Origin of the sequence: Enterobacter wuhouensis (assembly GCF_035835995.1) — a bacterium.
GTDB classification, from domain to species: Bacteria; Pseudomonadota; Gammaproteobacteria; order Enterobacterales; family Enterobacteriaceae; genus Enterobacter; species Enterobacter wuhouensis.
Genome location: NZ_CP142124.1, coordinates 1,230,969 through 1,256,004, shown reverse-complemented (window position 1 = coordinate 1,256,004; position 25,036 = coordinate 1,230,969). Strand labels below are relative to the sequence as shown.

24 protein-coding genes and 1 tRNA gene are annotated in these 25,036 nt (G+C 54.9%); 11 read left to right on the top strand and 14 right to left on the bottom strand.

The genetic code is table 11. The features are described from left to right. Nucleotides 1–15: 15 nt before the first annotated feature. The 3 genes from VPX56_RS06000 to VPX56_RS05990 all read right to left on the bottom strand — a co-directional run bounded on the left by VPX56_RS06000 (nt 16) and on the right by VPX56_RS05990 (nt 2,582). Complete coding sequence (locus tag VPX56_RS06000; protein WP_326470469.1) at nt 16–1,092, bottom strand: YncE family protein; 1,077 nt, start codon at nt 1,090–1,092, stop codon at nt 16–18. Nucleotides 1,093–1,372: 280 nt separating this feature from the next. Then, nucleotides 1,373–1,837 carry a hypothetical protein gene (locus VPX56_RS05995; RefSeq protein WP_263610951.1) on the bottom strand — a complete coding sequence of 155 codons (465 nt, stop codon included), beginning with the start codon at nt 1,835–1,837 and terminating at the stop codon, nt 1,373–1,375. After that, nucleotides 1,824–2,582, bottom strand: a complete 759-nt coding sequence (locus tag VPX56_RS05990; protein ID WP_263610952.1) for a winged helix-turn-helix domain-containing protein — start codon at nt 2,580–2,582, stop codon at nt 1,824–1,826. The genes VPX56_RS05995 and VPX56_RS05990 overlap by 14 nt, the downstream gene beginning before the upstream one ends. Before the next feature lie 572 nt (nt 2,583–3,154). On the opposite strand from VPX56_RS05990, the gene VPX56_RS05985 reads away from it, so the two are divergent. The 3 genes from VPX56_RS05985 to VPX56_RS05975 all read left to right on the top strand — a co-directional run bounded on the left by VPX56_RS05985 (nt 3,155) and on the right by VPX56_RS05975 (nt 6,420). After that, on the top strand, nt 3,155–3,595 hold the full coding sequence (locus tag VPX56_RS05985; protein WP_131633185.1) for a winged helix-turn-helix domain-containing protein: 441 nt from the start codon (nt 3,155–3,157) through the stop codon (nt 3,593–3,595). A 132-nt stretch (nt 3,596–3,727) separates the two neighbouring features. After that, nucleotides 3,728–5,650, top strand: a complete 1,923-nt coding sequence (locus VPX56_RS05980; protein ID WP_326470468.1) for a methyl-accepting chemotaxis protein — start codon at nt 3,728–3,730, stop codon at nt 5,648–5,650. Next, complete coding sequence (locus VPX56_RS05975) at nt 5,650–6,420, top strand: EAL domain-containing protein (RefSeq protein WP_131633187.1); 771 nt, start codon at nt 5,650–5,652, stop codon at nt 6,418–6,420. The genes VPX56_RS05980 and VPX56_RS05975 overlap by 1 nt, the downstream gene beginning before the upstream one ends. 45 nt (nt 6,421–6,465) lie before the next feature. On the opposite strand, the gene yahO is transcribed toward VPX56_RS05975, so the two are convergent. The 5 genes from yahO to VPX56_RS05950 all read right to left on the bottom strand — a co-directional run bounded on the left by yahO (nt 6,466) and on the right by VPX56_RS05950 (nt 10,944). Beyond that, a complete protein-coding gene (gene yahO / locus VPX56_RS05970; protein ID WP_131633188.1) occupies nt 6,466–6,741 on the bottom strand; it encodes a DUF1471 family periplasmic protein YahO in 276 nt (91 codons plus the stop codon). 140 nt (nt 6,742–6,881) lie between these two features. Continuing rightward, nucleotides 6,882–7,922 carry an ABC transporter ATP-binding protein gene (locus tag VPX56_RS05965; RefSeq protein ID WP_131633189.1) on the bottom strand — a complete coding sequence of 347 codons (1,041 nt, stop codon included), beginning with the start codon at nt 7,920–7,922 and terminating at the stop codon, nt 6,882–6,884. A 1-nt stretch (nt 7,923) separates the two neighbouring features. Next, complete coding sequence (locus VPX56_RS05960) at nt 7,924–9,498, bottom strand: ABC transporter permease (RefSeq protein WP_165500687.1); 1,575 nt, start codon at nt 9,496–9,498, stop codon at nt 7,924–7,926. A 24-nt stretch (nt 9,499–9,522) separates the two neighbouring features. Then, a complete protein-coding gene (locus VPX56_RS05955) occupies nt 9,523–10,539 on the bottom strand; it encodes an iron ABC transporter substrate-binding protein (RefSeq protein WP_326470467.1) in 1,017 nt (338 codons plus the stop codon). A gap of 328 nt (nt 10,540–10,867) precedes the next feature. Next, nucleotides 10,868–10,944: transfer RNA gene (locus VPX56_RS05950), tRNA-Arg, on the bottom strand. A 256-nt stretch (nt 10,945–11,200) separates the two neighbouring features. Between VPX56_RS05950 and VPX56_RS05945 the strand changes: the two genes are divergently transcribed. The 3 genes from VPX56_RS05945 (at nt 11,201) to fimZ (ending at nt 14,071) form a co-directional block, all read left to right on the top strand. Next, complete coding sequence (locus VPX56_RS05945) at nt 11,201–11,899, top strand: EAL domain-containing protein (protein ID WP_326470466.1); 699 nt, start codon at nt 11,201–11,203, stop codon at nt 11,897–11,899. Between the two features lie 23 nt (nt 11,900–11,922). Further along, on the top strand, nt 11,923–12,639 hold the full coding sequence (locus tag VPX56_RS05940; RefSeq protein ID WP_326470465.1) for a helix-turn-helix transcriptional regulator: 717 nt from the start codon (nt 11,923–11,925) through the stop codon (nt 12,637–12,639). A 799-nt stretch (nt 12,640–13,438) separates the two neighbouring features. Next, the gene (gene fimZ / locus VPX56_RS05935) at nt 13,439–14,071 is read left to right on the top strand and encodes a fimbria biosynthesis transcriptional regulator FimZ (protein WP_131633194.1); all 633 of its coding nucleotides are present in this window, start codon (nt 13,439–13,441) and stop codon (nt 14,069–14,071) included. 51 nt (nt 14,072–14,122) lie between these two features. On the opposite strand, the gene sfmF is transcribed toward fimZ, so the two are convergent. From sfmF to fimA, 6 genes are all read right to left on the bottom strand, one after another. Further along, on the bottom strand, nt 14,123–14,644 hold the full coding sequence (gene sfmF / locus VPX56_RS05930) for a fimbria assembly protein (protein WP_326470462.1): 522 nt from the start codon (nt 14,642–14,644) through the stop codon (nt 14,123–14,125). Nucleotides 14,645–14,653: 9 nt separating this feature from the next. After that, the gene (gene fimH, locus VPX56_RS05925) at nt 14,654–15,658 is read right to left on the bottom strand and encodes a type 1 fimbria D-mannose specific adhesin FimH (RefSeq protein ID WP_326471967.1); all 1,005 of its coding nucleotides are present in this window, start codon (nt 15,656–15,658) and stop codon (nt 14,654–14,656) included. A gap of 13 nt (nt 15,659–15,671) precedes the next feature. Further along, the gene (locus VPX56_RS05920; protein WP_326470460.1) at nt 15,672–18,233 is read right to left on the bottom strand and encodes a fimbrial biogenesis usher protein; all 2,562 of its coding nucleotides are present in this window, start codon (nt 18,231–18,233) and stop codon (nt 15,672–15,674) included. 14 nt (nt 18,234–18,247) lie between these two features. Continuing rightward, nucleotides 18,248–18,940, bottom strand: coding sequence for a type 1 fimbria chaperone FimC (fimC, locus tag VPX56_RS05915; RefSeq protein WP_131633198.1), 693 nt, complete (start codon nt 18,938–18,940; stop codon nt 18,248–18,250). A 34-nt stretch (nt 18,941–18,974) separates the two neighbouring features. Continuing rightward, nucleotides 18,975–19,517, bottom strand: coding sequence for a type 1 fimbrial protein subunit FimI (gene fimI / locus VPX56_RS05910; RefSeq protein ID WP_131633199.1), 543 nt, complete (start codon nt 19,515–19,517; stop codon nt 18,975–18,977). A gap of 69 nt (nt 19,518–19,586) precedes the next feature. Then, complete coding sequence (fimA, locus tag VPX56_RS05905) at nt 19,587–20,150, bottom strand: type 1 fimbrial major subunit FimA (protein WP_131633200.1); 564 nt, start codon at nt 20,148–20,150, stop codon at nt 19,587–19,589. Between the two features lie 310 nt (nt 20,151–20,460). Here fimA and folD point away from each other — a divergent pair, with 310 nt between their 5' ends. From folD to VPX56_RS05880, 5 genes are all read left to right on the top strand, one after another. Beyond that, complete coding sequence (gene folD, locus VPX56_RS05900; protein WP_263610959.1) at nt 20,461–21,327, top strand: bifunctional methylenetetrahydrofolate dehydrogenase/methenyltetrahydrofolate cyclohydrolase FolD; 867 nt, start codon at nt 20,461–20,463, stop codon at nt 21,325–21,327. 1 nt (nt 21,328) lies between these two features. Continuing rightward, a complete protein-coding gene (gene ybcJ, locus VPX56_RS05895; protein WP_010428256.1) occupies nt 21,329–21,541 on the top strand; it encodes a ribosome-associated protein YbcJ in 213 nt (70 codons plus the stop codon). A gap of 235 nt (nt 21,542–21,776) precedes the next feature. Next, complete coding sequence (locus VPX56_RS05890; protein WP_263610960.1) at nt 21,777–23,276, top strand: PTS transporter subunit EIIC; 1,500 nt, start codon at nt 21,777–21,779, stop codon at nt 23,274–23,276. Between the two features lie 83 nt (nt 23,277–23,359). Further along, the gene (gene malI, locus VPX56_RS05885) at nt 23,360–24,376 is read left to right on the top strand and encodes a Mal regulon transcriptional regulator MalI (RefSeq protein WP_131633203.1); all 1,017 of its coding nucleotides are present in this window, start codon (nt 23,360–23,362) and stop codon (nt 24,374–24,376) included. A gap of 73 nt (nt 24,377–24,449) precedes the next feature. Next, nucleotides 24,450–24,974, top strand: coding sequence for a metal-dependent hydrolase (locus VPX56_RS05880; protein WP_326470452.1), 525 nt, complete (start codon nt 24,450–24,452; stop codon nt 24,972–24,974). Nucleotides 24,975–25,036: the final 62 nt, after the last annotated feature.

Sequence of the window (25,036 nt, the reverse complement as noted above, 5' to 3'; positions counted from 1 at the left end):
GCCGGGCCTTAGAATTTAGTTAAGTGCGATGCGAACGACGCTGTCCGGCCCGTTAGTCGAGTGGTCTTTATTGAAAGCCTGCTTCACGGTGACGTAGAGCGTCTGGCCATCCGCCGACAGCAGCAGGCTGTTAGGATTCGGCGGCAGATCCCAGGTTTGCTTCACTGCATAGGAGGTAGCGTCCAGGCTCAGCAGTTTCCCGCTTTCGCGCTGGGTGATGTAAAGCTCGTTGCGTTTAGCGTTGAACTTCACCGCCAGCGAATCGCCCACATCCAGCTGTTTGATTACCTCCCCGGTATGGATATTCAGCACCAGCGTAGTTTTCGCCTTGGAGTTATCGGTGACGAACAGACGCCCGGTGGCGTTGTCTTCCGCCAGGTTCAGCAGCAGCGCAGGCTTGTCGCCCAGCGGCTTCCAGCGTTTTTCGATTTTGTTGCCGTGCGGGTTAATCACCAGGATCTCACCGCCGCCGTTCGCCGCATACAGACGATCGGTTTGCTCAGACCACAGCAGCCCGGTGACCCACTGGCCGGCATTCTTGATGGTTTTTTTCAGCTTCAGGGTTTCTGCGTCAACCACCCAAATCACGCCCGGATCGCCCACGCCGCCAACGTACAGCGTGCCTTCATGGAGCAAAATTTCACGCGCGCCAAACGGGAACCCCTCTTTGTTGCGCTCGGTGAACATCAGGCGTTTTTTGATTTTGCCGTCAGCCGTATTGATAGCGCTAATGCCGCCGTCCAGCGAGTTGGTGACGTAGAGCGTGTGCCCGTCCGGGGAGAGGGTCATCGCAAAGTTTTTCAGATCGGTATGGCTGCGGCCAATGGTTTTCAGCGTGGTGGGATCGAGCTTGTAGATCACCCCACCCTGCACATCCTTGAAGCCTTCAGCGCTGGCAACGAACAGCGCGTCGCCTTTCTGGTTCAGCACCATTTCGTACAGGCCGTCGGCGAGCTCGCGCTTGAGGACGCCGGTTTCTGCCGGAGCCGTTACGGTTTTCGGGACGTCAGGTGCGGGGGCGGCGTGCCGGGCAGCGCAGCCGGAAAGTGAAGCAGCGACGAGCAGCGCCAGCGCGGACAGTTTTTTGGTCATCAGGAACATCCTTTACCGTTTTAAAGAGAGTCAGGCGGGGATCTGCGTCGCATGCGGCTGCGATTATGATTGTGTTGGCAGGCTGTCAAGCCAGAGCAGGTTCCACCGTCATACCCAGTGTTCCGTGTGAGATCTGCTCACTGTTGATGCGGGAAATATCCGTCGGCGCCCGCAAACACTAAAGAGAATGAGAACTATACTCATTATCTTTGTATGATCAAGTGTAAATATGCCTAAGGCATTAAATTAAAAGGAGTGCGATGAAAAGGGGTATTCCCGCTCAGTCTTTGGTGCAGTAAAACGTGGGCGAATTACCAAAGCTAAAGAGGTAGCTGTGGGCGTTTACCGGCATAATTTGTATGCTGATGCCGCTGTCGCGATGGTGGAAGAAATCAGGAATATCATGGCGGAAAGGTTCGTCTTTTTTCGGCAGTTCATTCGTTTCGCTGGCGACCAGAATAACCCTGCCATCTTCATACCAGTAGTTAAAAGCGATTTTATTGCTGATGGTGACAGGCTGCTGGCCCGCCTCGGTATATTCCCCGGTGGTATCATAACTGCCGGTGCCATTATTAAAAGTAAAGGTCATAATGGAATCTACCCGCCAGTCATTGTCGACGATCGTTAAGTGACTTTCGCAGGTAAAATGATTTTTCTGGTAACTGAGATACCAGGCGTAAAGCAGTGGCGCAATAATCGCCAGGGTTATAACCAGCCAGCGCACAATCAGGCTATTCACTCTCATGATATTGCTCCCGATAGACAATGGCATCACATTGAGCGTCGTCATTGCTCAGTTTTTTATCGCATATCATCACCGAGGTGCCATTCTGAAAACGATTGAGCGTGATATAAGCCACGCCGCCCGAGCGGCACTGAATGGGATAACGCCCGTCACGGGCAATGAACGCACGCCGACTTCTCATTTCATCATGCCAGGATGAATACACTTCGCATCCCTTGATTTTACCCACGTATTGATAATCATCAAAACTCGCGCGCTGTCCCTCAAGCTGGAAATATAACACCGAGCAAGAGACGATAAACAGCAGTCCAGCCAGAAAATAGGCGATGAGTGAATAAGACGAAGCGTGACGTTGAGAAGGTATTTCGGCTGGCACAGGAACTGCCGAATCGATAAAGTCCTGGAGGGTGCCCGTTTCAATTTGCGCAATTGACTTAAAACCCTCTTTAGGCACCGTCTGTACAACATTTTCTGCCAGACCGGCGGTTTTTAACGCCTTACGGATTGAGGCGATGGTTTGATACAGCGCATTGGTGGTCACGACCGCGCCCTGTTTTTCCCATACTGCAGCAAACAGATAGCGTTGCGTGAGTACCTCTCCGTTATGTTCAAGCAGTTGCAGCAAGCACTCACTGACCGGGCCGTGCAGCAAGACCGCATGTTCCGGGTAGCCCGCAAGCGGGCCCAGCCGACGCTTATCTGGCTCAAACAACACGGAGCCATTAATCAGAAAGGCCGGCTTCATGGGGCACCTGCCGGTAAGGTACAAGGGTGAAATATATTCATCGTTGTTATATTACCGCGTCCGTATTCAGTTTCTGATTCAGGATTTTATTTTTATTTATCAACGCATTGACTTTTAAACAATGCGCTATCCTGCATTTTTAGTCCGCTCTGCGCCTCTATACGATCAGTATAAATCATTTAACTTCATTCCACTTTGTTGCTCAGACCTCGTAACGTGAGTGACATCGCAAAGGATTAACCTGACGTGCAAAAGCCAGCCCGCCAGGACAGGCAGATATGCTGATAGTTTTTAAAATTTTGCACTTTTATATTGAGGCATCGATCGCGTATTTAATTTTAAAACAAATGAAAGATAATCTGCGTTTGGGTAGTTTTTTGCGCTAAAAATACAGCTTACATCGACAAATACGCCATGAGCGCATGTTACATAGCCAGTTTCTCATAGCGCATAAGGATGCGTATTGGAAAGCATTGATAGCGGCAATATAATCCTCCACACAAAAGGTATGGATTATCTCAACGCTTATATGCAGGGTTGCTCCCTGGTTTAATTGAATATAGGTTTAAGACATGAGTTATCGTCTATATGGATTCATGATTGGTGATGAAATTCATTTCGACATTTCTAATCGCAGGCTATACCGACTCTCCGGGAGCCATACTGAAAAAAGCATAGCCTTTGCATCCATCTATTTTAACGAAACAATGCTGCGGCTTTTCCTTTATTTGTTGATGAATGGCAGAACGAAGCCCGTTTCAAAAGAGGAACTGTTTGAAGAGATATGGGAGGCTCACGACCTGAGCCCCTCAACCCAACGATTATGGCAGGTCCTGCACAATCTAAACAATAAACTCAGCCTGCTTGGACTGCCCGATGATTTCATCCGCAATATTAGAGGGCGCGGTTACATTATTAATTATCCGGACGTCATCCCGGTATATTACAGAATGAGCGAACTCCCGGCTCATTCCGTTAAAAAAGAGGAGAAGACAGATAGCCTGAGTGAGTGATGTCAACCCAGGTTTTGCCCTGAGCACGTCCGTGCGAGGGGCTTTTTTTTTATCTCATTTTCAACGCGTTTTATTACTCCGTTAGTGACGATAGCACTGTTTCTCGGCGATCGCCGAGACTGGAAAAAACCTATGAATATATTTAATCGTTTTAATAATTTAAAAGTCAGCAAGAAATTATTTTTCGGGTTTACTGCCGTACTGCTGGTGACGTCGGCTATTCTCGTTACGGGGTTACTTGGGCTGTACGACGTCCAGGATAAAGTCGATAAAAACGGTCATACCACCGATCTGTTTAACGCGCTTTCTGCCGTGCGCCTCAACCGCACCAGCTATCAGTACACGCTGGATCGGCAGTACCTGGACAAGACGAACGCCGCCGCCCAGCGCATGAAGGCAACGGTGACCGAGCTGGAAAAATTTGACTGGACCTCAGACGGGAAAAGCACCGTTGACGCCACCGGGCGCGCCGTGAACAGCTACGTTAAAACCCTGTCGTTATTTACCGCCGCGCTAAACGAAAAGAAAGAGAGCGAGGCGAAACTCAATACGCAGGGCCTGTGCGATAACTCAGAAATCGCCACCAGGCTGAGCCGTAACGCGACGCTGACGCCGGAGCAGGCACTGCTGGCGTCTCAGGTGGCGTTCATTATGAGCGATATCGACTCGCAGGTGTCTCTGTATAAGCAACACCCGACGGATGCGTTGCGCCAGGCGGTACTCGCGCGTCTCAGTACGGGAATTACCGACTCCGGTAAGCTGCTGCCGCTTTTGTCTGACGATGGGAAAGAATGGGTGCTCGAAGGCATTGAGGAGATGAAGCGCATCACAGCCGAGGTGGACAACTATAAAAACGCCTGGCAGCAGCAGGCCACGCTGTCGGAGGCGTTAACCGCTAATGCGGTTGCGCTGACGGACGCCATTCAGACCATGTTTACCCGACAGCAGCAAAAAGTGTTTGATACCGTGGACAGTATTCAGACGCAAATGAGCATTGTCGCCGCCATAGGTATCGTGCTGGGCATGCTGCTGGCGCTGGCGATCACCCGTTCGATAACTCGCCCGCTGAATGAAACGCTGCACGTTGCCGAGAATATTGCCCGGGGCGATTTGACCAGCACGCTCGCCAGCACTCGCCTTGACGAACTGGGCTTGCTGATGCGCGCCGTCTCCACCATGAATGACAATCTCAAGAAAATTATCCGCGAGGTGCATGACGGCGTGGAAAGCGTTGCCCGCTCGTCCTCGGAAATTGCCGCCGGGAATATGGATCTTTCAGCCAGAACGGAGCAGCAGTCTGCCGCCGTGGTGGAAACGGCCGCCAGCATGGAAGAGCTTACCTCGACCGTGGCGCTGAACGCGGAAAATGCCAACCATGCCCGACTGCTGGCGGATGAAGCGTCGCAGAACGCGACTGAAGGGAGCCAGATTTCACTGAAGGTGATCGATACCATGAAAAACGTGCGCAGCAGCTCGCACCGGATTTCAGAAATCACCACCGTCATTAACAGCATCGCGTTTCAGACCAACATTCTCGCGCTGAATGCCGCCGTTGAAGCCGCCCGCGCGGGCGATCAGGGGAAAGGCTTCGCCGTGGTCGCCGCCGAGGTGCGTACCCTGGCGCAGCGCAGCGCCCAGTCGGCAAAAGAGATTGAGAACCTGATCAACGAGTCCGTCGTGCATGTCGATACCGGTTTTAGCCTGGTGGAGAGCGCGGGTGATGCGATGACCAAAATCGAAACCTCCGTGGCGCAGGTCCGCGACATCATGAACGAAATCGCCGCCGCTACCGACGAACAGAGTCGCGGTATTTCCCAGATTGCGCAGGCGATGGCCGAAATGGACACCACCACCCAGCAAAACGCCGCGCTGGTGGAAGAATCCTCCGCGGCGGCAAGCTCGCTTGAGGATCAGGCCGTTCAGCTCGAAAACGTCGTCTCGATTTTCCGCGTCTCGAACGATCAAACCGCTCGCGTGCAAAAACGTCCGCAAAGCAGCGCTGCCGTCCTGAAGCACCCGTCGGCCAAAGAACCTAACGACTGGGTCAAATTCTGATGACGCGTCTTTTTACCCGTGCACCGGAAAAAACGCTGAGCAAGGCCATTGCTCAGCGCCAAATCCGGCCGGTCTATCAGCCCTTCTTCGACAGCCAGAAGGGCACTCTTGCAGGCATTGAAGTCCTGGCCAGATGGAGGCATCCGCTGTATGGCAACGTTGCGCCGGATACCTTTATCGCTCTGGCGGAAGAACGCAACCTCATCGCCCCGCTGACGCATCAGCTCATTCAACAGGTGATTGCCGATCTCGAGCACCACATCCATCTTTTCCCTGATGGCCTGTACATTAATCTTAACCTGAGCCCCTACAACTGCCTCGATCCGCGCTTTGAATCGGACACGGTTGAGCTTTTGCAAAAATTCGCCGACAGCCGCGTGCAGCTGGTTATTGAAATCACGGAGAGGCATCCGCTGCATTTCACCCCGCAGCTGAGCGAGTGGTTTGCCGTACTGCGAAAATCCGGTATTTCCGTTGCGCTGGACGACTTTGGTACGGGGTATTCGAACCTCTCCTATATTTACGCCCTGGAGCCTGAGTTCATCAAAATCGATAAACTGTTCGTTGGCCAAATCGGTGAAAATGGCGATACCCGTCTCGTGGACAGCCTGATCGCGCTCGCGAAGAATATGCATCTGAGGATTATTGCCGAGGGCGTCGAAACCCAATGCCAGGCCGACTATCTGCGCACGAAAGCGTGTGATTTTTTGCAGGGCTATCACCTGTGCAGGCCGGTTCCGATGAGGGAACTGATTGGGATGGCTGGCTAACAGAGGCTGGATAACCACCCCGCAATCGGGGTGGTTGTGAGGAGGTTATTTTTTCTTGTAAATATTGGCCGTACCGTGAATTTTATTGTTGGTGTTACCTGACGTCAGGACCAGCACATCGGCGCCTTCCTTGTCCGCTTTTTCAATCAGCTCTTTTTTGGCATCATCCACCGATACTTCACCCGAGGTGTTCACCGTACCGATTTTTGTATACTGAGATTCGACCTTCTCGAACTCACTTTTGGTCAGCAGCTCAGCCGCAAAGGTGCTGGTTGTAAACAGAAATACCGTTCCCAACAAAATAGCAGTCGTCTTTTTCATAACCTTTTTTCCTTGAGATTAATCAGCAACTACGTAAAACCTCACGACCCACTGTAAGGTTTAATGAGCATGGTAGAGGATCTCAGGAAATGCCATACGTTCAGGAAAATTCTTTTATAACAATCCGTTGTATAAAAATACTAACGAGCGTTAAGAATATTCAAAACGCGAACGTTGCCGATAACATCAATACGCACGGCCATGCCCGGACGCCAGGCTGCCTGGCTAACCGTTTTCAGGGCGATGGGTTCCTCCTGCCCGACAAGGGCCAGCGTGAGCGTGGAGAGATGACCGGTAAAATCCACATCAATAATGGATACAGGGCTGTCCTGCTGCGCACAGGCCGTCACCCGAAGTTGTTCAGGACGCATCATAATCCTGCCCTGACCCGCCGCATGCGCGTTGTCCGTCCGCACTTCGCCCAGGGCACAGAGCGCGCGTCCGTTAGAAAGCCGGGCGGGCAAGATGACCGCATCGCCAAGAAACAGTGCCGTCTCTTCATCCACAGGCTGGGTGTAAACCTCAAAGGGCGATCCTACCTGGGTAAATCGACCGGAACGCATCACGGCCACCTGCGTCGCAAAGGAGAGTGCCTCATTTTGATCGTGGGTAACCAGAATAGAGGCAACGCCCGCCTCCGCCAGCAGTTCGGCGGTGGCCTTGCGGGTCATCGCGCGCAGCCCCGTATCCAGGGCGGAAAAAGGTTCGTCGAGCAGCATCAGCGAGGGACGCTGCGCCAGCGCGCGGGCAAGCGCCACGCGCTGCTGCTGACCGCCGGAAATCTCGTGCGGCCAGTGCGCGGCAAGCTGCCTGTCCAGAGACACCCTCTCCATCAGCGCGTCCACGTGCTTACGCTTTTCGTGGCGGCTGCCCTCTAATCCCCAGGCGATGTTATCCGCCACGTTGAGGTGCGGGAACAGCGCTCCCTCCTGCGGAACAAAGCCGATGCCGCGCTGGTGAGCCGGGATAAAACTGTTTTCATCAAACAACGTTCGCCCCTGCATCACGATGCGCCCGGCGTCCGGCGTTTCAAACCCGGCAAGTATGCGCAGCAGCGTCGTTTTCCCCGAACCGGACGGCCCGACAATCGCCGTCCGGCTTCCCGGTGCAACGCTCAGGTTTACATTCTCCAGCACCTGAGCATCGGAAAACGATTTTGAAATGGACGTGAGTTCAAGCATGTCATAGCCCTGCAATTTTTTTAGACTGCACATAAAGAATGGCGGTGAGCGGTAAGGAGATGAGGATCATCAGCATTGCGTAAGGCGCAGCGGCCACGTAGTCGATCTCGCTGGTCAGGGCCCAGAAGCCGGTGGAGAGCGTGCGCGTGCCCAGCGGGGAGAGCAGAAGCGTGGCGGTCAACTCATTGCTGACGCCGAGGAATACCAGCGCCGCGCCCGCAGCGGCACCCGGTGCGGCCAGCCGCAGGGTAACGCTCCACAATGCTTTTCCCGGCGTGCTGCCAAGGCTGCGGGCTACGTTTTCCAGCTCCACAGGCGCCTGGGCGATCCCGGCCCGCAGGTTAATCAGCGCCCTGGGCATAAACATCAGCACATAGGCGAGGAACAGCGTGATTTCCGTCTGATAGATCGGACGGGCGTAATGGATCGTGACGGTGACCAGCGCGAGGGCGGTCACAATTCCCGGCAGAGAGCTGGTGATATAGATGCACCCTTCAAGCATGCGGAAGAGGCGGTGCGGATAGCGAACGCCGAGCCAGGCTATCGGGATCACGCAGGCCGTCGTCAGCAGCGCCCCGCCCACGCCCAGCATTAGCGTCTGGCGCAGCGAGTGCCAGAGATCGGCGCTCATCCAGATTTCCACGCCGCCAAGCCCTATCCAGCGGCACAGCACAATCAGGGGAACGCCCAGCGCCAGCATCACCAGCGACAGAAACATCACCTGGCTCAGTGCAGCAACAGCAGGCTTCAGCATCCAGCGCTTTTGCTCGCGGGCAGCTCCGGCACCGATTCGCGCATACCGCGCTTTGCCGCGCGTCACCCCTTCCAGCACCAGGATGGCCAGGCAGCACAACGCCAGCACGCCCGCGAGCATGTTCGCCGCCGGGCCGCTGAAGGTTGACTGGAACTGGTCATAAATTGCCGTGGTGAAGGTGTCAAAACGGATCATCACGTACAGGCCATATTCTGCCAGCAGATGCAGCGCCACCAGCAGCGCCCCGCCGCAGATCGCCAGCTTAAGCTGGGGTAAGACCACGCGGAAAAAGACCCGCCAGGGAGGTGTACCCAGCGAGGCGGCCACATCCTCAAGCGTCGGATCGAGGCGGCGTAGCACCGCCGCCACCGGCATGTAAATAAACGGATAGTAGGCTAACACGGAGAGAAACACGCCCGCGGAAAGACCGTGCAGGGAGGGAACTGCGCTCACCCAGGCATAGCTTTGTACAAACGCAGGGATCGCCAGCGGGGCTACCGCCAGCGCAGACCACATCCCCCGCCCGGCAAGCGTTGTGCGCTCCGTGAGCCAGGCAATCGCCACGCCCAGGACAATGCACAGCGGTACCGCAAGCGCCGTCAGCCACAGCGTGTTGCTCAGCAGCTCGGCAACACGCGGGCGGAACACCAGCGCCTGAATGTTCTCCCAGCCGGTCTCAATGCCAATGGCTACGATAAAACCCAAAGGCAGAAGCGCCAGTACTGAAAACAACGCGGCTAACATGACCATCGGCAGTGCAGGACGCCTGCGAACAGGCTTCCGTAATCTGCTTTTGCCGATATCGAGACTCAGACCAGACATAGGACGTTCACTTTACTCTCAGGATCACAGCAGGCCGGCCTTCGTCATCAGCTCGATAACTTTTTTACCGTTGAGCGTTGAAGGTTCAACTTTTGGCGCATCCAGATCCTTCAGAGGCACCAGCTTCGGATTCGAGACCGCGTTCACGCCCACCGCATATTCAAACGCGTTGTTGGTGCGCAGCTGCTCCTGGCCTTCTTTACCGGTGATGTACTTAACGAAGGCCTGAGCCTGTTCTTTATGTTTGCTGGATGCCATGACGCCGCCGCCAGAGAGGCTGACAAACGCGCCCGGGTCCTGATTTTTGAAGTAATAGAGCTGGGTATTTTTGCTGTTTTCACCCGTTTTGGATTGATCGACAAAACGGTAGTAGTGATAGATCACCCCGCCATCAATTTGTCCGGCATTCACCGCTTTCATCACGGTGCTGTTGCCTTTGTAGGCAACAAAGTTAGCCTTCATCGCTTTGAGCCAGTCCAGCGTCGCCTGCTCGCCTTTCAGCGCCAGCATTGCGCTGACGATTGCCTGGAAATCGGCACCGGACGGAGAAGCCGCCCAGCGGCCCTTCCACTCAGGCCTGGCCAGATCCATCAGCGATTTTGGCAGTTGCTGCTCGTTCAGTTTTTTCGGGTTATAGACAAACACCGTGCTGCGGGCAGCAATGCCAATCCAGCGGCCGTGTGCCGGACGATATCCCGGCGGGACCTGCTTTAAGGTATCCGCATCTAACGTTGCGAACAGTTTTGCATTATCAACTAATACCATCGACGGGGAGTTTTCCGTCAAAAATACATCCGCAGGAGACGCATCACCTTCCTGAACCAGCTGATTACCCAGCTCGCTGTCGTCGCCATTGCGTAAAGTCACTTTAATACCGGTCTCTTTTGTAAAACCGTCCACCCAGGACTTCACCAGATTTTCATGCTGCGCGTTATACACCACAATGCCTTCGTTGTTATCGGCGGCAACTGCTTGTGTTGAAAGGAAAATTGACGATGAAAGCAAGGCAAGCGAGAAACATGACAGCAGGCGAGAATGCATAGAAATATCCTTAATAGACCAATGTAAATAATAACGAATGGCTTAGCGGGTAAGGATTAAAGCATACAAAAACGCTAATGATAATTACTATCAATCCAGTTTAGATGTAAAAGTGTAAAATATCCCTGAAGATGAATTTGGTGTGATAAAAATCCAGAGTAAAATAAGTGAAAAATTAAAGATTAAGAAAACCTTAAGATGAAAATAATAATAATTTATTAGCGTTCTATTTATTAGTCGATTATTTAACGGGCTGCGTAAAGGTGCAACAAAAGCGTGGTTGTGACCAGGCCGAGACAGGTATATGAAGGGAAGCGAGCGGGTAGAATGGTACGCCCTGTAGGATTCGAACCTACGACCTACGGCTTAGAAGGCCGTTGCTCTATCCAACTGAGCTAAGGGCGCACGGAGAAGTAAAAACTTCGCGGTGGTGAAACGCCTGGAATTATACGGTCAATGACAGGTGAGTCAATGCCTTTTCCTTCTTCCGGGCTGATTACGGCTAGTCGATTGTAAATACGACTATTTTTTCGACATTCGGCGCGCGTGCTTCACCTCTTTCCCCGTTGCGAAAAAGCCTGGCCTCATTTAAGTAACGCCTGCTGTTAACCCCTGCATCCCGCGGTCACACTGGTGCGATGGCAAACAACAGGATACCGGCGTGACAGCGCAAAATCAGGCGTATACGCCCCCCCGTTTAAAACACGTTTCTCAGGACATCGTTGGCATAAAGCTGGAGCCTATCGTGGCGCTCTCCACCTTACGCAGGGTGGGCGTGGAAGTGCTCAGCGTGATGTCCCCGACGCAGCAAAGCGAGGACTTTTTTCGCAGGCAATCCGCCGGGCGGTTGTTTACGCTACTCGAGGCGCAGCGCGCGGCGCTAAAAAATAGCCCGGCCTGCAATAACCTTTTCATCAATTTGCCGATAACCGTACTGACCGTGCCGGAAAATTTTCAGCGATTGCTGCGGATGGATGGCGCACCGCTCAACATTGAGATTGTCGAACCTGCACAATTTTTGACGCTCACCGGTGCGCAGCAGCGTGAGGTCATCCAGCGGCTGAAGCGGCTCACTCTACAGGATCACCGCATCTGGCTGGATGACGTTGATGAAACGTTAGCGCAGCGCTTTTTATGCTATCGATTGCCCTTACACGGCATCAAAATCGATAAAGAAGCATTCTGGCGCTTGCGTAACACCCCCGCACTTGGACAGCTGGTTTCTCTTTGCGCTCAACTTGCCGGGAATGTGCTTATCGAAGGTATTGAAACTGAAAGGGATCTTGCCTGTGCGCAGCGGGCAGGCGCAGGACTCGGCCAGGGATATTACTGGCCATCCTGGACATGGCCGGAGAAGTAAGCAGCATCTCCAGGAGGGAAGCCATGCGAATGACCGTGCGCCGTTACCGGCGGCGTCGTACAGGAAGTGATGCTCTGGGATTCACCCACTCGCCGTTTGCTCCCCCCTTTTTCGACCGGCTTGAATTTTTAAGCCAGCCCAAAAACCTGGCCCGTAAAACGGATGCGCCGTATATCATCCTGGTCACGGAGGATCACTTCCTGCGCGCGGGATTTTTGAACGGGCAATTCCCTCTGAGCAGCTGTTGCGATTATCCCGCGCTGGACGTTGCCCTTAGCGCCCTGAACCAGTGGCCATCTTCCCGTCTGGTAGTGGATGTAGAGAGTCATAAAACGACGCTCATCGACAGGCTGGAGCAGCTGAGAAGGCACAGCCTCTACCCGCCTTTTCTTACGCCGCATCTGTTAATCAGGGCGGATGATTATGATACGCGCCTGTTCTGTAAAGCAGCCGGTCCTTTCCATGTTCTCGAGCGCCAGCTGACGGCCGCAACGCTTCAGCGTCGGCTTCTGGAAACCAGGCCGCCTCCAGGCGTACAGAAAGAGTGGTTCTCTCGGGCCGAGTGGCCCATTTTGCAGGAGATGTCGCGCGGGAAGTCTCTGCGTCAGATAGCGCTTATGCAAAATCGGCCTTACAGCCGCATTATTTATCGTCTCGGCTGCATTCTGACGAAGCTTGGTTTGAGTCATCGCCAGGAACTGCTCCATCTTCTTAACAATATCTCAGACTGCGCACGATAACTTACCCACTAACCTCTTAATTCCTAAAGACCTTTAAGAAATTGCCTATCAGCAATGTTGCTTTTATGTTTAATATTAACAATTCATTAAATTTTAAAACTATTCCTAATTCATCAACTTAAACCAAGCGAAATGTTTAAGAACAGGTAAATTCCAGCACTTTCCTCCATGTGTTAGAGGAATAGCGCTTCCGTTAACAGGATGATAATGATGCAAAAACAAGCAGCTTGTCAGCTTTGGTCAAGACGATAAAGTGACTGAAACAGCATATCCTGCTGCTTCATTTGGTTTTTTCCCGAAGGGCATTCCAGCGCTTTCCCGTAAAGGTTCGCCGCACTTTTCCGGCAAAGGCGTGCCCGCCCGGCCCCCTCTCCATGCCATAAATTTATTAACAACCAATTAACATTAAGCAATATATGTTATTTTTTGTTATTACATAAAGACGAAAGAATGCTGTAAATCGGATAGCAGGATAATTCCGCTAAAATTAAAATAATAGTCATTCAGATCCAGAAGATAATACAAAGCAATTAGTAGAAAATAATTTACAGGGTTTTCGGAGAAAACTTACACGGTATAATAAGACGTGTTTCAAATATGAATAAGAAAACGCTTTTTTGCCACCGTCAGCCAATTGAGCCATACGCGCTGAGGCACTGATTTTTCACTACGTAAACAAGGATGCTTTCGCTCTTTCCAGGGAAATACACCGTATAAGGATCTGCATATTTATCCTTCCGGCATTTCGTGAGTTTTACAAAACTCAGCATAACGCTTTTAACAATCTGAGGCATAAAAAATGAAACCGGCATCCGTTATCATTATGGACGAACACCCTATTGTCAGAATGTCGATAGAAGTCCTGCTACAGAAAAATAAAAATATCATCGTCAAACTCAAGTCTGGCGACAGCCATGAGGTGCTTGACTGTATCCGTAATCATACTATCGACCTGGTGATCCTTGACATTGAACTCACGGGCACCGATGGACTGGCATTACTCAAAAGAATCAGGAACTTAAATAAAGACATTAAGGTTCTGTTTCTCTCCTCTAAATCAGAGTCCTTCTACGCGGGCCGGGCGATTCGCGCAGGCGCAAATGGCTTTGTCAGCAAGCGAAAAGATCTGGGTGAAATCTACAACGCGGTAGAAATGATCCTGATGGGCTATTCTTTTTTCCCTTCAGAAACCCTGAATTTTATTAACCATCTGGGTTCCGGGAAAGGCGATGTGGTGGATATGCCATTATCGAATCGCGAGGTGACGGTATTGCGTTATCTGGCAAATGGATTATCAAATAAGGAGATTGCAGAACAGCTGCTATTAAGCAACAAAACCATTAGTGCGCATAAGTCCAATATTTATTCCAAGCTCGGCGTGCAAAGCATTGTCGAATTAATTGATTACGCAAAAGCGCACGAGCTGCTATAACCTGAATTCACTCCCCGCAACTTATGTGAGTTGCAGGGAGTGCGGTCAGCGCTAGTTATAATTAATCATGAAGGTGGCATCCGCGTCAGCCCGCCCGGGCTGAGGGTTGTCAGCCGTCGCGATATAATTGGCATAAAACGACAGTTCCGCGTTCCCCTGCGCATCCACCGTTACCGGCTGGCTGGCCTGCTGCAGAGCCAGACGCGTCTTATCGCCGTCAAGGATCTCAACGGCCACGTTATTAGCGTTACTGCCGTCATTCAGGGCCAATAGTCCGCTATCGCTTCCGTTTACCTTCCCCGAAAACGTTATGGAGGCCGACCCCGGCGGGCAGCCGGTAAGCTTCAGCGTAAAGGGCATGGGCTGCGTGCGGCTGCCCGCTGTGCGGAGCTGCTTCGTCGGCCAGGTTCCCAGTTTGACAACCTTGTCGCTATCGCTGCCCTCCGCCACGCAGGTAAAATCCACAATGTTGCCGTGCATCTCAATATTGATTTCGCCCAGCGCAGTCACCGCCTGCGCGCTGGCGTGAAGCATCCACAGCGTTGCCGCAAAAAATCGGAACCCGTTACGCATTCCCACTCCTTAATCGTAATCCACACGCAGATAGCCGCGTGACGTAAAGCGCCCCTCGGCAGGCTTGTTGCCCGTAATGCTCACCGGCCAGACCCGAATCGCCACCTGCGCCTGGGCGCTATCGTCCAGTCGGAACGGGATTTTGCTGGTCAGGTTGTTGGGCGTCAGCGGGACACCGTTTTCGTTAGCCACTACAAATCCCAGGTCCGCGTTATCAGAAACCAGCGCATTGCCGGACACTTTTTCCGCTTCAATGCGCATCGTCAGCAGGGCGTTTGCCTCCACGTTGGTGCATTTGATGGCGATGGTTTTGCTTTGCGGCGAGACTTTCTGCGGGCGGTTTCCTGCCCCAGCATCGCTGAACAACGACGCGCGAATGTCCCCAAAATCAAACTCCACGATCTGGCCGGCGTTTATCGCACAGCTTTGCGGCACCTGAATCGTCCCGCTGTAGCTGATGGTATAAACCGCCGTCGTCAGCGGATCGGAGCGGGTTGTGGTGACATACACCCGGAACATGGTCTGCTGCGGGATCACCACCATGTTGATAAACCGTCGCGTGACCCTCAGACGAAACACCAGCTTCGAATCCGTGACCGGGAAGGCCTTATTGTTCGGCACGTTCGGGTGCTGCCCCATCTGGATATAATCCGCGGGCGGATAAAACGTGCCCGCGAAATCATCGTGGATTTGCATTGCTCCATCGAGATAATCATTGAGCTTCACATACTTATAGCTGTCGATCACCGTGGTAATGGGCAGATCGGTCACGTAGCTACGCATGGTCGATTTGCCGCTCGTTCCTTTTGGACAAATGGCGTTTACCCCCACCAGGCCGGATTTTTGCGCCAGGGTGACGATCTGCCCGGGTTTGTTGTTCGAGCTGTCGAACACGTTCGAAAGATCGTAGGAAATGTCCTTCGCGGAACCCGTCGAATTTTGACAGACCGTCGCCCAGGCCGGCAGCGCGCTGCACAGCAAAGCCGCGCCGAATACGTTGCGAAAAAGAGTCATCATTGGTTTCCTGTTAGCGATCACAGCGTGCCCCCGCGAGGGTAATGGCCTGATTCTGGCTTTCAGGCGGGAGTTGGTACTTCGCGCGACACTGGGACTGCATGCCGTCGCCCCACTGGATAAGCAGCTCCCCGTCCAGCGGAAGCCCGCTGAGGTAGACCTGCCCGTCATCCCCTACCATGCTGGTGACGCCGCTCTGCGTTTCGCGTACCACCGCGCCAAACGGCACGGGCTGGTTACCGCGCATGACGGTCAGCAGGGCGCGAACGCCGATTCGGGTTTCAAAGCTCGCACGCACCAGCGCCCCTTTGGTGGGCACCACGCTGCTCACGTTGTTTTCGATATCGGTGTTGTTGCTCATGGAGTTGGTATCCAGCGCCACGCGGTTGTAGCGGTAGACGGTGGCGTACGGCATCACCGCGTAGCCCCGCCAGTCGGTTCTCACCCCGGTCTGGTTTTCGACGCTCACGCCCGTCGCCCCCGGCGCTTTGATCAGCACGTTGGTGTCGCCCAGCGGCTGGCTGAACGTCACGCCGTCTGAATGTCCCACCACGCCGCCGGAAAGCTGCCAGTTGAGATCGTGCTGGTCGCGGGCATAGTTGTAGCCTACGCCCAGCGTGCCGTAGGTGGCCTGCCAGTTGGCGCTCGCGCTACCGCTGGAGCCATTGCTGCTGGTATGCCCCTGGGTAACGCTGTAGCTCAGGTTACGATCCTCAAGCAACGTCCCGCTGACGCCGGTTTGCCAGCTGGAATCGCCCTCGCTGTTACGGCTGGCGGATGCGGTCGCGTAAGCTCTGTCGAGGGCGCTATCGCGACGATAGCCGCTGCGGGTAAACAGGCTGAACGGCACGGAGACGTTAAACGACGCGATCCTGTCCGTGCCGTCAATGCCCACGGCCTTGTTCCACGACCAGGATACGGAGTAGTTGATCCCCTGCACGCCGCCGGCATAGCCCAGCTGATACCAGACGTTCGATTCGCTGGTGCCCCAGTAGCTTTGCTGGCTCCCCGACACATACACAGAGCCGTAATCCCCCAGCGACTGCGAGATATTGAGCTGGAAGCGCCCTTTTTTGTTCCACGTCAGGTTGTGATAGCTCTGCACGTCCGGTACGCCGTCCTCGTCCTTGCTGTCGCCGTACTGGTAGCCTTCCATCGAGCGCCAGGCCACATCGTCCAGGGTGTAGAAGCCTTTCGTGGAGTAGCGGTAGCCAAGCAGCTGAAAGTTGGTGCCGAAGCTGTTGAGCGATTTTGCATAGAGAAAACGGAGCGACTGCCCTTCATGACGGCTGTCGTCCGCCAGCTGGCTGCGGGCGTGCGTGAGATCGAGCGAAACCGCCCCCCAGTCGCCCAGGTTTTTACCGGCACCGATAGCCAGCGCGGTATAGCGCGATGCCAGCTGCGTTCCCCCGTAGAGCGTATAGCCGTCGGGCAGGCCCGCAATCAGCGTTCCCTGCGTAAAGAACGGCGTATCCTGCTCGCTATTGCCGCTGCGGTAATCCCCCGCCACCAGGTCATACTTCCAGCGCCCTTCACGCTGCAGCAGCGGCACGGTGGAGTACGGCACGGTATAGCGCTGCTGGCTACCGTCTTTCTCTTCAACCGTGACGTCCAGGTCGCCGCTTGAGGAGGTCGGGTTCAGGTCGGTAATGGCAAAGGCGCCCGGCTGGACGTAGCTTTGATAGATAACGTAGCCGTTCTGGCGAACGACCACTTTGGCTGGCGTGCGGGCGATACCGCGCACGGTTGGCGCGTAGCCCTGCAGGCTGTCCGGGTACATGCTGTCGGAGGAATAAAGCCGCCCGCCGCGAAAGCCGAGGCTGTCGAACACGTCGTTACCGGTATTGCTGTCGCCCAATACCAGCTCGCTTTTCAGCGGAATCACGGTGCGCTCGGCCCAGGTGCCAATATTCTGCCATTGGCTGTGGCGCTGGCCGTTGCTTTCGGTGTAACGCCACGCGCCGTTGTTACGCAGGCGCCAGGCACCGTAGTTCAGCCCGCTCTGCAGGTTCAGATAGTAGCTGTCGTCGTCGCTGCCCCGGTTGCCGGTGAAGCTGTAGTTCACCAGCGCGGCCGGTATGCCCTCATCCCACTGTTCAGGAGGAATATAGCCCCGGGCGCTGTTCTGCATCGCCACCTGCGGCAGGCTGACGTTCAAACGCTGCGACGCAAAGTTGAATGCCGTTTCGCTGCCGGGGATGGCCGTCGTCAGCGGAACACAGGTATCGCCCTGCACGTTCGCCAGCTCCGGGAAGGCCGCAACGTTGACGCCAAAACGATCGAGCATCGCCCGCGTGATGCACGGCGACAGGCCGCCCGCCACCTGCGGGGTATTCTCAGCCTGTTCAAAGCGTACGTCCTGGGTCCCGATAAACTCGTCGTTACGCCAGATATCCACGCGATAAATGCCCGGCGCCTGCTGGTGCCCTTGTTCAAAACGCGACAAATCCGCCACGTTAGCGGTGTCATCGGATAAAAAGGCCGGGTTGAAGTAGCTTTCACCCCAGCCGGCGTGCGGCCAGAGCGTTGTCATCAGAGCCAGTGCAACCGGGCAGTAACGCCATTGAGTGTTCATCGCCCTGACTCTGCTCACAGATTTACGCTGCGCGTCGGCGTAATGGCACCATAATCATTCACGCTCTGCCAGGAGAGCGTGCCGCCCGCGGCTGCCGGAAGCACCTGCTGCGCCGAGTTTTTCGGTGCGACCATCAGGTTATCCAGCGCCTGAGCGCCCAGCTTCAGGTTGACCAGGGTGATGTAATACGGCGACGCGTTGCTGACCTTGAGATGGTTCCCGACGCGTTCAAAACGCAGCTGAGAGAGCGCCTCTTCCGGCGGCATCGCCAGGTTAGCCGGGCGAACAAACAGCTTGATGCGTGATAAAATGGCGAGCTGCAGGACGTTGTTTCCCTCCTGCTGCGATTTGCTTACCGACGGGATCGCCTTTACGTTCATGTAGAAGAGCGATTCGCGATCGGCGGGCAGCGCCGGGCCCGCATAAATAATACGCAGCGTGTTTTCGCTATCCGGCTCGCTGACGAACAGCGGCGGCGTTACCGCGAACGTTTTTTCTTTTTGCCCGCTGGCGTTTTCAATCCACGCGTTAATTAAGTAACGCTCTTTTTTATTGCTGTTGGTGATCGCCAGCGATGTCTGTTTAGCCTCTGCCGGATAAATAACGCGCGTGGCGCCCAGCGCAATTCCGCCGGAGGCATTTGCGCTTGCGGAAATCATCATCAAAATAAGCGATAAAATCAGACCTGGTTTAATTAGGATGTTCATCACAACCGTACCTTTATTAATGTGTTCGCAGGCGTTAGGGATAAATCAACGTAAACCAGACGTCCGACTGAATAGCGCCTGGCACGAGGTGTTCGGAAATTGCCCGGTATCGGGCGCTGAAATGAAACGCAAGCTCGCTGGTGTTAATCGGTAACCAGCTGACCGCCGTGGCGTTTGGGATAATCTGACGCTGCTGTTCGTCGAAAAGCGCCAGCCCCACCCCGCTGCTGACGGGCGTTTCGCCTGGCCGCGATGTCGCCAGGAAAACCTGCGGATCTTCTGCGGGGGTTACCCCCTGAAACTGAATACCCACGGTGCGCGAGACGTCGACGCTGCAGTCCAACAGCCGGACGGTAAACGGCACATTCACCGTGGAAAAACTGCCGACACCGGAAAACGCGTTGGTCCGATACTGCCCCATATCGATGCGCATACTTTGACTGTCAGGCGCCACGGCGCAGCCACCGTTGACCAGCTCGCCTCTGAGGTGAACCTTACCGCCGTCGATGACCACGGTATGTGCGTTTGCGGCAGGGGCAATCGCAAGGGTTAACAGTACAATCCCAATCCTTGTCATCCTTTGTTCCCGGCGTGAGCAATAAAAAGGCCTCCTCCCTGAGGCCAGCGACATCCCTGTGCGAAAGTCTTATTCGTATTTCATGACGAACGTTGCGTCTGCGTTCGCCTGACCTGGGGTGGTGGTCGCCGCGGTCGCTTTATAGCGCGCGGTGAAGTTCAGGGTGTTGGTCCCTTCGATCAGCGTCTGCGCAGCAGAGAAGGTGGCACCGTCCGGCGTCAGGACGCTGGATTTGCTGTCGAGGATCTCAATACCCACGCCTTTCGCGGTGTTGTCGTTGCTGCCGGAGCTAACGGCCAGCAGGGTTTTATCGGTCGCATCAATTTGACCGGTAAACGCAACGGCAGCGGTTTTCGCAACCAGCGGATCGCAATCGTTCAGTTCGATGGTGAACGGAATATTGGAGGTGGTGTCACCCACTTTGGTAAATTTCGCGGTACGGTACTGGCCGAGCTTAACGGTCTGCTCAGAAGAATCAGTATTTACTGAGCATGCCGCATTCACTAATTCACCTTTGAAATGCACGGTACCGCCATTTACGGAAACCGGCGTGGTGGTATCTTCTGCGTGAGCGGCACCCGCGACCAGGGCCAGAGAAGCAATTACGGTAGATGCAATATTGCTGAATTTCATGTCTATTCCTTTAAGATGTAAATAACCCTTCCCGTGAATTATCGGGAATAAGAAATATGTTCAATTGATAAATTGAAGGCTTATTTCGGAGGAGATAAAGTAGCCCATGAATGTATTTTAAAATATGTCAAAACGCTGTCATTTCGCCAGGTCACATCCTAATCAGGCCTAAGAAATTGACCATCACAAAACCAGGGGCTTCAGGGTCAGTTTTCGAAATCTCGCAAAGGGTGACTGACAGCGGCGCTCGCTTCTGACAAAATAAAGGCAATCCCCCCTTTTGAACGTTACAGACGGAATCTTCTCTCTGATGGCAGCAAAGATTATTGACGGTAAAACGATTGCGCAGCAGGTGCGCTCTGAGGTTGCGGAAAAAGTGAAGGCCCGTAGAGCGGCCGGAAAACGCGCCCCTGGGTTAGCTGTTGTGCTGGTTGGTAGCAACCCGGCATCGCAGATTTATGTCGGCAGCAAGCGCAAAGCGTGTGAAGAGGTGGGCTTCGTCTCCCGATCTTACGACCTGCCGGAAACCACCAGCGAGGCAGAACTGCTGGAACTTATTGACACTCTGAATGCCGATAAAGAGATCGACGGTATTCTGGTTCAGCTGCCGCTGCCTGCGGGCATCGACAACGTGAAGGTGCTGGAGCGTATTGCGCCGGACAAAGACGTCGACGGTTTCCACCCGTACAACGTGGGCCGCCTGTGCCAGCGCGCGCCGCGCCTGCGCCCGTGTACCCCGCGCGGGATCGTGACGCTGCTGGAGCGCTATAACATCGATACCTACGGCCTCAACGCCGTGGTCATTGGTGCCTCCAACATCGTCGGCCGCCCGATGAGCATGGAGCTGCTGCTGGCGGGCTGCACCACCACCGTGACCCACCGCTTCACCAAGAACCTGCGTCACCACGTCGAGAATGCGGACCTGCTGATCGTTGCGGTCGGTAAGCCGGGCTTTATTCCGGGCGAGTGGATCAAGGAAGGCGCGATTGTCGTGGACGTCGGGATTAACCGTCTGGAAAGCGGCAAAGTGGTCGGCGACGTGGTGTACGAGGATGCCGCCGCGCGCGCGTCTTACATCACTCCGGTTCCGGGCGGCGTAGGCCCGATGACCGTCGCAACATTAATTCAGAATACCTTGCAGGCGTGCGAGGAGTATCACGACGTAGAGGACGCGTAAGATGGCCACTTTTTCTTTAGGTAAACACCCGCACGTAGAGCTGTGCGACCTGCTCAAGCTGGAAGGCTGGAGCGAGAGCGGCGCGCAGGCAAAAATCGTTATCGCCGACGGGCGGGTAAAAGTCGACGGTGCGGTGGAAACCCGCAAGCGCTGCAAGATTGTCGCGGGCCAGACCGTGAGCTTTGAAGGTCAGAGCGTAACCGTTACGGCGTGAGCCGTCAGTTGCCCTCACCCTAACCCTCTCCCACAGGGAGAGGGGATAAAAAATTCCCCCACATCCATCACGGTTAATTATCGATCAACTTCAAACAATCACGCTTTCATCTGAAGAAATGTGAAATTTAAGTTGCGCGAAATTCATGCTTTCATCACGATAAGTAGAACGTTCTACTAAAACGTTCTACTTACAATAACAGCGCTAATAAAAGCGCTTCTCGGGGGAAGTCAGCATGAGTCTGATATCAGGGTTTGTTAAATCGCTGTCTAAGTTATCGATGATTGGTCGCGCCTTAATGCTGCCAATTTCACTGCTTCCCGCCGCGGGCCTGCTGCTGGCCTTCGGCGATAAGTTCCACCTGCCGCTGATGATGAACGCGGGCGGGGTTATTTTTGATAACCTGCCGATGCTGTTCGCCATTGGCTCCGCCGTCGGCCTGGCGTCGGAATCCGGCATCGCGGCGCTTTCTGCGGCGGTCTCGGTGTTTGTCACCAACATCACCATCAGCACCGTGTTAAGCATCACGCCGGAAATGGCCTCTCAGGGCGGGAAATACGCCATGGTGGTCGGTATCCCGACGCTGCAGATGGGCGTCTTTGGCGGCCTGATCTGCGGCATTCTCGCAGCCTGGTGCTACAACCGCTTCCACACCATGCAGCTGCCGGAATTCCTCGGCTTCTTCTCCGGCAAGCGTTTTGTAGCCATTGCGACGGCGTTCCTGTCGTTCCTGCTCGGCCTGCTGCTGCCGTACGTCTGGCAGCATATTCAGTCCGGTATCGACGCCCTTTCCGTGGTGGTGAATGGCGATAATCAGGCGGCCTCGACCTTTATCTTCGGTCTGGTGGAACGCGCGCTGATCCCGCTCGGCCTGCACCACATCTGGTATCCGTCCTTCTGGTATTCGTTCGGGGATTACACCACCCAGGCCGGCCAGGTGATCCACGGCGACCAGACCATCTGGTTCAAGATGCTGGAAGAAGGGGTGAAATCCTTCAGCAGCGACACCTACCAGAACGCCGGTAAGTTCATGCAGGGCGAGTTCCCGCTGATGCTGTTCGCGCTGCCCGCGGCGTGCCTGGCGATGTATCACGAAGCGCACACGAAGAATAAGAAAATCGCGGCCGGTATTCTGTTCTCTGCGGCGCTGACCTGCTTCCTGACGGGGATCACCGAGCCGGTAGAGTTCACCTTTATCTTCGTGGCCCCGATCCTTTACGTCTTTAACGCCATCATGGCGGGTCTGGCGTACATGACCATGTACCTGCTGCATGCGCATATCGCCAAGTCGTTCTCGGCGGGCTTTATCGACTACCTGTCGTTCGGGATCCTGCCGTCGTTTAACGGCTACCAGACCAACTTCCTGAGCGCCATTATCATCGGTATTCCAATGGCGCTGATTTACTACTTCACCTTCCGCTTCGTGATCCGTCGCTTCGACGTGAAAACGCCGGGACGCACTGAAGTGACCGCCAATGCAAACGATAAGTCCGATTCCGAACTTGCTACCGAAATCATCGGCCTGCTGGGCGGCGCGCAGAACATCGATTCCGTGGGTTCCTGCATCACCCGCCTGCGTCTGGAAGTGGCGAAGAGCGACGTGGTGGATAAAGACGGCCTCAACGGACTCGGCGCACGCGGCGTGGTCTTCGTGGGCGACAACGGTATTCAGGTGATTTTCGGTGCCAGAGCACAGTTTATCGCCCAGACCATGTCCACCATGATCGGCAAATAATAAGATGCCTGAACGACACGTCTCCTGTACGCTGGGCGACGTGTCTTATCTGGCTGATAATCGGTAAATTTCAGGGAGCGGTTTTGAAGAAAGTCAGCATCATTGATGTCGCAAAGCACGCGGGCGTCTCGGTTTCGACCGTGTCGCTGGTGCTACGCCAGAAAGGGAAAATCTCAGAGGCGACGATCGGGAAGGTCAATGCCGCCATCACGACGCTGGGCTATGTTCATAACGTCGCCGCTGCCAACCTCCGCGCCAACACCTCCAACCTCATCGGCCTGATCCTGCGCGACTTCAGCGACAGCTTTTCCATCAAGGTGATGGCGAGCATCGTTCAGGAGCTGGAAAAGCAGGGTTATATGGTTTTTCTCGGCCAGCCGCTGAACGACCGTGAACATCTGGAACGCACCCTGCTGTCGTTCAAGCAGCAGGGCGTCGCGGGCGTCATCTATCTTGCGTCTGACACCCGCAACGCAGCGTTGCCCCAGCAAATTCGCCAGTGCCCGCTGCCGCTGGTTGCGGTGTCTCAGTCTCTGCTGGATGAAAAATGCAACCTTGTGATGCGCGACAATCGCCAGGCAGCGAACCTCGCCGCGCGCTATTTGATCGAGCGCGGGCACCGCAACATCGCCTACATTGGCGGGCGCGAAGGCTGCCTGATCCGCGAGCAGCGCCTGCTCGGTTTTCGCAGCGCGATGACGCAGAACGGGCTGGTCCTGCGCGACGAATACTCCCCCGCCTGCAGCGACGACACGCAGGCCGCCGCGATGGCTACGCGCCAGCTGCTGGAGAAGAACAGCTCCATCACCGCCCTGCTCTGCCATTCGCCGGATGCGATGATCGGCTCTATTTCCGGCATTCATCAGGTGGGCCGCACCGTGGGAAAAGACGTGTTCCTGTCCCAGCAGGTCGCGCTGGTCGGTTTTGAAGATATGCTCCACGTTAACCTTACCTCCCCGTCCTTCACCTACGTATCATCGGCCAGCGACGAAACCGGGCGTCAGGCGGCGGGGCTGATTATCCGCAAGCTGAAAGAGCCGGATCTGCAAACCCAGCGCATTACCCTTTCCGGGCAGCTTATCGCGCGCGAGTCGGCGTAAATTCAGAATTTGGCGCAGGTTTGCTGGGGCGAATTCGCTGCTATATTTCCATGATTTGCCGGGAATAATTGCAATGCCTACCGTTATCACTCACGCCGCTGTACCTCTTTGCCTGGGCTTAGGCCTGGGAACTAAAGTCATCCCTCCCCGCCTGCTGTTTGCCGGCGTCGTGCTCGCGATGCTGCCGGACGCCGACGTGCTGGCGTTTAAATTTGGCGTCGCCTACGGCAATATTTTCGGCCATCGCGGTTTTACCCACTCCCTGCTGTTCGCCTTTGTGGTGCCGTTACTGTGCGTGCTGCTTGGCCGACGATGGTTCCGGGCCAGCCTGACGCGGTGCTGGCTGTTTTTAACCGTCTCGCTGCTGTCGCACAGCCTGCTGGATTCCGTTACCACCGGCGGAAAAGGCGTCGGCTGGCTGTGGCCGTGGTCGGATGAACGGTTCTTCGCGCCGTGGCAGGCGATCAAGGTCGCGCCGTTTGCGCTGTCGCGCTATGCAACGCCGTACGGGCATCAGGTCATTATCTCGGAACTGCTGTGGGTGTGGCTGCCGGGGGCAGTGCTGATGGGGTTGCTGTGGTGGAGGCGCGCGCGCTGATGCCCTCACCCCGGCCCTCTCCCACGGGGAGAGGGAGACAACCGAACGATCCCCTCTCCCTT